This is a genomic window from Planktothricoides sp. SR001 (assembly GCF_001276715.1).
Lineage (GTDB): Bacteria > Cyanobacteriota > Cyanobacteriia > Cyanobacteriales > Laspinemataceae > Planktothricoides > Planktothricoides raciborskii.
Genome location: NZ_LIUQ01000103.1, coordinates 1 through 7511 on the forward strand (window position 1 = coordinate 1; position 7511 = coordinate 7511).

Annotated in this window: 4 protein-coding genes and 1 pseudogene; 3 read left to right on the forward strand and 2 right to left on the reverse strand. The window is 42.2% G+C overall.

Annotated features, from left to right (window positions below; all coding sequences use genetic code 11):
- The first annotated feature begins 218 nt into the window (after window positions 1-218).
- A complete protein-coding gene (locus AM228_RS28085) occupies window positions 219-401 on the forward strand; it encodes a hypothetical protein (protein ID WP_054470281.1) in 183 nt (60 codons plus the stop codon).
- 73 nt (window positions 402-474) lie between these two features.
- On the forward strand, window positions 475-675 hold the full coding sequence (locus tag AM228_RS33820; protein ID WP_156332132.1) for a hypothetical protein: 201 nt from the start codon (window positions 475-477) through the stop codon (window positions 673-675).
- 35 nt (window positions 676-710) lie between these two features.
- On the opposite strand, the gene AM228_RS31390 is transcribed toward AM228_RS33820, so the two are convergent.
- Window positions 711-6398 carry a TIGR03032 family protein gene (locus AM228_RS31390; RefSeq protein ID WP_082349210.1) on the reverse strand — a complete coding sequence of 1896 codons (5688 nt, stop codon included), beginning with the start codon at window positions 6396-6398 and terminating at the stop codon, window positions 711-713.
- 91 nt (window positions 6399-6489) lie between these two features.
- On the opposite strand from AM228_RS31390, the gene AM228_RS28095 reads away from it, so the two are divergent.
- Window positions 6490-7056: a Uma2 family endonuclease gene (locus AM228_RS28095; protein ID WP_054470283.1), complete on the forward strand. Its 567-nt coding sequence runs from the start codon at window positions 6490-6492 to the stop codon at window positions 7054-7056.
- 132 nt (window positions 7057-7188) lie between these two features.
- Here AM228_RS28095 and AM228_RS28100 read toward each other — a convergent pair.
- Window positions 7189-7511 (reverse strand): annotated as a pseudogene (locus tag AM228_RS28100) (calcium-binding protein); the annotation flags it as partial.

Below are 7511 nucleotides of genomic sequence, written 5' to 3' on the forward strand. Positions count from 1 at the left end.
GTTTCTGGGTTAGCTGCGAGGAATAAGAAACCGGGTTTCTGGGTGGTCTGCGGGGACTAAGAAACCGGGTTTCTTTTTTGGATTCCACAGATAACTGTGATATGCCGATAAGAAACCCGGTTTCTGGGTTAGCTGCGGGGATTAAGAAACCCGGTTTCTGGGTTATCTGCGGGGATTAAGAAACCGGGTTTCTTGTTGGGATTTAACAGTAGGGGCGAATGGCCATTCGCCCCTACATTTTCACCAAAGAAACCCGGTTTCTGGGTTATCTGCGAGGACGAAGAAACCGGGTTTCTTGTTTGCTTAAAACAGATAACTGTGATATGCCGATAAGAAACCCGGTTTCTAGCTGGTCTGCGGGGATTAAGAAACCGGGTTTCTGGGTGGTCTGCGGGGATTAAGAAACCCGGTTTCTGGGTTATCTGCGAGGATTAAGAAACCGGGTTTCTTGTTGGGATTTAACAGTAGGGGCGAATGGCCATTCGCCCCTACATTTTCACCAAAGAAACCCGGTTTCTGGGTTATCTGCGAGGACGAAGAAACCGGGTTTCTTGTTGGGATTTAACAGTAGGGGCGAATGGCCATTCGCCCCTACATTTTCACCAAAGAAACCCGGTTTCTGGGTTAGCTGCGAGGAATAAGAAACCGGGTTTCTTGTTTGGATTCCACAGATAACTGTGATATGCCGAAAAGAAACCCGGTTTCTGGGTCTATTTAGCTTTAGTATAAGTCTCCCACATTTGCCACAAGGCATTTTCTAAGGTTTGGACAAAACCGCGTACATTAAATAATGGTAATTGGTCGCGATTTTTGCTCAGGTGGCGGCGGTAATAGCCCAAAGAACGCGGATGATTGGCTAGATAAATTGCCTGTTTTTCGTATTCTTGGCTGCTGCTACAAATCAGGGAGTTTAATTTAGCCGCCGCGCAAATACTTGCCCCCATACGGGAAGCATTGGTATTTCCCGATCGCGTCAAAACTGGACATCCGGCATATAATGCACTAATGGCCGTTGAACCGCCATTATAGATAAAAGTATCTAAGAATAAGTCCGCTAAACGATAACGGGCTAAATATTCTGAGTTGGGTAATTTTTCCGTAAAAAATAAGCGGTTTCCGTCTATTCCCCGTTTTGCTGCCTCTCGTCGTAAGTTGGCGATTAATATTTCGCTGCCTCCGGTTAACCAGAGGACAGAATTAGAAACTTGCGCTAAAATCCGCATCCAAAGATCAAATAGGTCTGGGGTAATTTTATAGTGAGAGTTGAAGCAACAAAAGACAAAAGCATCTTCGGGAATGCCAAATTCTGCCCGCGTCATCATGCGTTCAAATATTTCCATCGGTGAGGAAAAGAAGGCATGGGGCAGATAGATAATTTCTTCGGTGTAAGTTTGGGCAATTTCTGGAGTGATTAACTTAGAGTCGGCGATCGCATATTGGATAAAATCCGCCCCCATTGTATCAGGATAACCTAAAAAATGGGCTTGAATCTGCGCCGGTTGCAGGGCTAATATTTCTTCGCCATTGCCGATAGTTCGTCCGGCTAAATCGATTAAGATATGGATGCCGTCAGCGTTAATTTTCCGGGCGGCTGTTTCGGCGGTCATGGCAGAAATATTGACAAAATAATCGCACCCATTGCGAATAGTTTCCGTAATCGCATCATTATAATCAACGGTGGAATAAGCATATACTTCAAACCGAGTGCGATCGCAATATGAAAACATATCTTTAAGGATTTTCCCCACCGCGTGTTCGCGAAAGTCCGGGGAAATATAGCCAATTTTTAACTTATCGGTATTTGGGGGATATGCAAAATTGCAACCTGCTTTAATTTTGGCCATTTTTGCCACCGTTGCCCGACTCAATGATTCGGCAAATTGTCGATGTAATGCTAGGGGAACTGGAAAACTACTGAGGGCAAGAGGACTGGGACTATATGCGGTTTCTTGATTCAGATATTTTTGCACCGAATGGATAAATTCTGCGGTTCTCGATTCATAATCTTCCCAGTCACATATTTTTAACCGCGTAAAGGCGATCGCCCCTTCAATGTTGTAATTTTTCGGGTCAAGTTCCTGGACTTTTTGATAACAGGCTAAAGCCCCTGCTATATTACCTTGATAATCTAATATTTCACCTAGATTATAATAGGCTTCTGGTCGAGGTTCTTGGGCTAAGACTTGCTGATAACAATCAATTGCCCCAGGTAAGCGTCCCTGTTGTTTGTAAATATAGGCTAAATTTAACAGGGCGGGAACATAATTAGGTTCAAGTTGTAAAGCGCGAATCAAGCCTGCTTTGGCGCGTTCTAAGTCCCCTTGCAGTTGCCAAATACTGGCTAAATTAGAATGAGCTTGGGCAAAGTTGTGGTTATATTCTAGGGCTTTTTCATAACATTGGGCAGCTTCAGCTAAGTTGCCTTGCTGTTGTAAAATAGTCCCTAAGTTATTGTAAGCCCCCCAAAAGTCTGGCTGCAACTGAATGGCTTTTTGCAAACATTCGGCTGCGGCTTCCATGTCTCCTTGAACTTTCAGGGATTGACTGAGGTAAAAGTATAATTGGGCGCGTTCGGGGTTGAGTTGAATTGCCCGACGCAAAATGTCAATTGCCTCTTGGTGGCGGTTCACTTTTTGCAGGGCTTTCCCATAATTGGTCAGCAGTAAAAGGTTATCTGGTTCGGCGGTTAAAACTTGTTGATAAAGAGGAATAGCTTGGGCAAATTGTCCTTGCTGTTGATAAGTTAAAGCTTGGTTAAGCAGTAACTCAATATTATTTTGTTTATCAAGCGAAGTTTTTCCGCGCCACCCATAGACTAATGGCTGCTGACTTTGTTTAACCAAACCAGCAGTTTGTAAGCTTTGTTCCAATTCAGGATTCACCTTGATATCGGTGAGAATCAGTAATTTTAAATTTAGCTGATTCAGAAAAGCTTCGACCCCAATTTTTTGTAATTCCTGCCCGTTGATGATTACCAAATCCCAAGGGTTTATATTACCATTGAGTTGTGCCGGGGTGATGAAACTAATTTGCTCAGTAATTTGGCAGCGTTCAAACAATTCATAGTCTCTGCCATTCTCTTGTAATAAATGCACTTGCAATCGCGGTAAATCTACCGCGTCAGCCACAATTTTTTCATCGATACTATCCCAAAAGAGTCCTTTTATTTTGGGCGTCGTGCGGTGCATCTCTTGCAAATATTCATAAATCGATATCCGATGCTTCAAAGCATTTTGTTTTTGAATACCATGTCGATGTAGGGGCAAAGCATTTGTGCCAAAATATTTTCTAGCTTCCATAACTTCGGTCACAAATGCTTCGCCCTCTGATTTTGTCAAATAAACATTACGCGGTTCGCTTTCTATTTGAAAAATTGGGTCAATTCCTTTCCCGTTCAAATAATCCATCAATCGTCGAACGTTTTGTTCCGGTCGATGATTATTCCAAAAAGCTTTACAGCCATTTGCGGCAATGGCTTGGGCTGCTTGCGGATGATTTAAAAAATAATTAATTTTCTCGCGCAAGTCAGCCTCATCTGTATAATAGACCAAGTGTTTGCCATCTTCAAATAACAAGTCTAATCCCGCTTGGGGGCTAAGTTTATCGGTTAGCAAAAATCCCCCACTGGCTAATACTTCAAAAGTTCGCAGGTTCAAATCTCCATTTAAGCTAATATTCAGATTAATCAGAGAATCCGCATAGACTTCAGCGGCTTTATTGTGAGGTAGCTGCTGCTGATTTAAAGGAAATTGCCATTGACGCACTAAATCGAGAATATATTTACGATAGGGGTGAAACTTTCCGGCTTGACCGACAAATGAAAGAGGATATTTATGTGAGGTGCGAGGAGGTTGTTGACGAGGATAAATATCAACGACTGGAATCCAAAATAAATTTTTAAGCCCGGATTCTTGAAAATAATGACCATGATGGCGATCAAAGCTAAATAGGTAGAAATCAAAATTTTCTGTTGCCGCATAATCGAGTAAGGACTGAATCGGTTTTTCTAAGTGGTGGGTATCCGCACAAAATAGCACTTTTGGACAATCGATCGCCTGAAGGTTTTTCGGCATGACTCGACGAGTAGAGTCAGCTTTCACCATGATTAAATCTGGTTTTTGTGCTGATGGGAGTTGACTCACAATTTTCGCGGCATCAAATTCACCAACGGGAGTTTTTATGGTAAGAATGCGATCGCCTTCGATGGTCGTTTGGCAATCGGGACTACAAAATACTTCGTTATGGGAAAATAAAATAGGTCGATAATAGTCTCTTGGCCCTTGAAAGAATAGCAGAACGTTTAATGTAGGAAAAGACTCGGCAATAATTTGGGACAAATCTTGGGAAGTGCTGGGTTGTTCTGTCACACCAATTTTATAGCATACCTGATTAAGGGGGGTTGGAGGTATCGCTCGATCGCTGTTGTTCTCTACTTCAATTTGTTGGTCTTCTTGATCTTTGGTGGGAATATCTAGAAAAATCACTTCACTATCCCAGGGGTCAAAAGAAATCAGTTTTTGACTGGGTAAATGGGGACGAACGAATTGAGTCGCTTGTTCGTTCATCATGCAAGCAACAAAGGAAAATGAACTATTAGAAATAGCCACGCGATCGCAGTGACTCAGAATATAAAAGTCAGGATAAAATTCCGCTTCCGGCAATGTAACCCCTAAATCTTTGTAAGTTATCGGGTGGTAAGCAGCAAAATCTTTTATAACCGTTTCCAGTTCGCCACTAGCAATAAATAAAACTGGATTTTCTAGGGTATGCCAAATTTGTTTCAGCCAATCTAAATACCATTGACTTGGGGCAACAAAAAAGTATTTTCTTCCATAGTCACCGCGACGCAAATGCAGTCCGACGATAGTTTTTCCCCGACTACGCAAACGGGCGATCGCTACTTCCATGCAGGTGCGAATTTCCGGTACAGGTTGAAACAGCGATCGCCAATAGTCTCGTTCTGGTTTGTAATAGGAAGTATGATACTGAAAAAATCCCCAAAAGTCTACATTTTGAAACGTTTTTTTAGCTTGAGGAATTCGGGCATTGGATAATTTATTGCTGATTTCTCGTACTTCTGGATAGTGACGGGAAATCATCGGATCACGATGTCCAAATAAGGTTTGTCCGATCCATTTCGGAGTTTCCACTCGCAGATCGTTTTGTTTGGCGTAGAGTTTCAAAAAGGCATATTGAAAGAGTTGATTACCAAACCGCCCATTTCTGCCCAACGTGGACATAGCGATCGCCCCTTTTTCAGAAGTTTTTCTCCCTATACCAGATAGTCTTTCGTTAATAACCCGATCGCCCTTTTGATCTCCGCCTTTTTTATCGCCAGTAACTAAGTTAATCTCACTCAGAGGTTCCAGGCTAATTAACTGCTCAATTTCCTGAGTTTGAAAACCCAAAGCCATCGGTTTTTGTGTCCCCGGTAATACCCCCACATCATATAACTCCGTAATCGTTCCTTCAATGCGTACCCAGTGAACAATTGTCCCCGTCTTTAAATCAATAACCAGCAACCCACAACGGGCATCGGCATCTTTTTCTTTTAGCCGGTCATCTAACAATAAACCGGAAAAAGTCCCATCCCCAGAACGGGGTTTAGACAGTCCCACAATGGCATAATCTTGCCAAAAAGCTAACCCTCGCGCATATCCAGGACAAAAAGTAATGGGTTCAAATTTTCCTAAATCTAAATCCACATAACCAAACTCTCCTGTCCCAGAATTTAATAGCCATAATTTCCCTTGATAAAATCTTGGCGAATGAGGCATACTTAAGCCAGTGAGGATAATTTCATTACTGGCAATATCGATCGCCACACCGCCGTCTTTTCGGCGATCGCGCCAACCATCTACTACATCAGAACGACTACAAGCTGTCACATAACCCGGTTGTCCGTCCACCATTGCCAACCCATTCAAATGACAGCGATCTTCATTAATAATTTGGCTAATAAATGGCGGTTTCCATAAAGGTTTACAACTATGGCGATCGCTCGTTGTCGCCAAACAATTTAACAAGGTACTGATAAAGATTAGTTCACCTGTTTCTGTCACCGCCACATCGTGAACATCAATATCCCCAGTAGTATAAGCAATTCTAGGAATAAAAAGGCGATCGCGACCTTGATAAAACTGCCCCGGTTGCAATACATTATCTAGCTGCCATAATTGATACTTAGAACTCAGATAAAGGCGATCGGGAGTGCAATACAAACCCATCGCCCGATTAAATTGGCGTTGAAAAGCATAAATTCCCCCAGTTTCGGGATTAACCCCGATAAAAGCTAACCAATTGGTTTGATAAGTAGTAAAAGCAAGGCTAATGTTCTGTTGCTGTACCCAAGGAATAAACTCGCGATCGCTGGTCAGAGATGGACTGGTTGATTGCATAGATTTGGTTTTTGATAATATTGGTTATAATATACAGCACTGTTGTAAAATGTTGTAAAATAAAATAAAATAAATCAGCCTAGGAAAATCTATGTCTTTGACGTCTTTGACAGTTAAGCACCTAGAAAAACTGCAAACACAACTCCAAAACGATTTGGATGATTACCAGATAGAATTGCGCGATGGAGAAATAATCGTCATGGGTCCATCAGATATTGTATCTAGCTATATTGGCGCACAGTTGAGCTTTCTGCTCAAACTTTGGGCATCACCTCGCGGATTGGGATTAGTCTTTGATTCCAGTGGCGGTTTTATTCTGCCCAACGCAGACTTAACCGCACCGGATGTTTCATACGTCTCCAGAGAACGGATGCCCCGTACCGTGCGTTATTTTAGCGAAACTGTCCCGGACTTAGTAGTAGAAATTAAATCTCAAAGCGATCAAATTGCCAAATTGCGCCAAAAAATTGAAATGTTTCTCGACCAAGGCGTAAAAGTTGGCATTTTAATTGACCCAGACGAATTAACTGCAACTCTTTATCGTCCCAACCAACAACCGATTTCATTTACCAACGGAGAAACTCTCACCATTCCTGAATTACTTCCGGGATGGGAATTACATATTTCTGACTTATGGCCGCCAGTATTTGAGGAGTAGCGATCGCGTTCCCAAGACCAAGAAACCGGGTTTCTTTTTTATTTAAAACTTTGTGTCCTTTGTGCCTTTGTGGTTTATTTTCACCACAAAGACACAAAGGACACAAAGAAAAAAACCCGGTTTCTAACTTCCTTACACCATTAAAGTGAAATCAGCGCTATCAATCAAACCAACATCAACACCCGTTAATGTGGCTAACAATTCATTGCCACTGGCAATTAAAGTATTCCCATTACTGCCAGTAATACTTAACTGGTCAAAGGTTAAACTACCGGCTAATCCAATTAGGTCAATACCATTAGTAAAGTCCAGAATTGTATCAGAGCCAAAGCTAGATTGCAGGACAAAATAATCTTTGTCTGCATTACCAATTAGGGTATCATCGCCTTCATCTCCATAGAGGAAATCTTCACCATCTCCTCCCCAGAGGAAATCATTCCCTTCGCCGCCATAAA

Excerpts from the sequence above, each read along its gene's own strand:
- AM228_RS28095 (WP_054470283.1), top strand. The coding sequence starts at position 6,490 with ATGTCTTTGACGTCTTTGACAGTTAAGCACCTAGAAAAACTGCAAACA.
- AM228_RS28085 (WP_054470281.1), top strand. The coding sequence starts at position 219 with ATGGCCATTCGCCCCTACATTTTCACCAAAGAAACCCGGTTTCTGGGT.
- AM228_RS33820 (WP_156332132.1), top strand. The coding sequence starts at position 475 with ATGGCCATTCGCCCCTACATTTTCACCAAAGAAACCCGGTTTCTGGGT.
- AM228_RS31390 (WP_082349210.1), bottom strand. The coding sequence starts at position 6,398 with ATGCAATCAACCAGTCCATCTCTGACCAGCGATCGCGAGTTTATTCCT.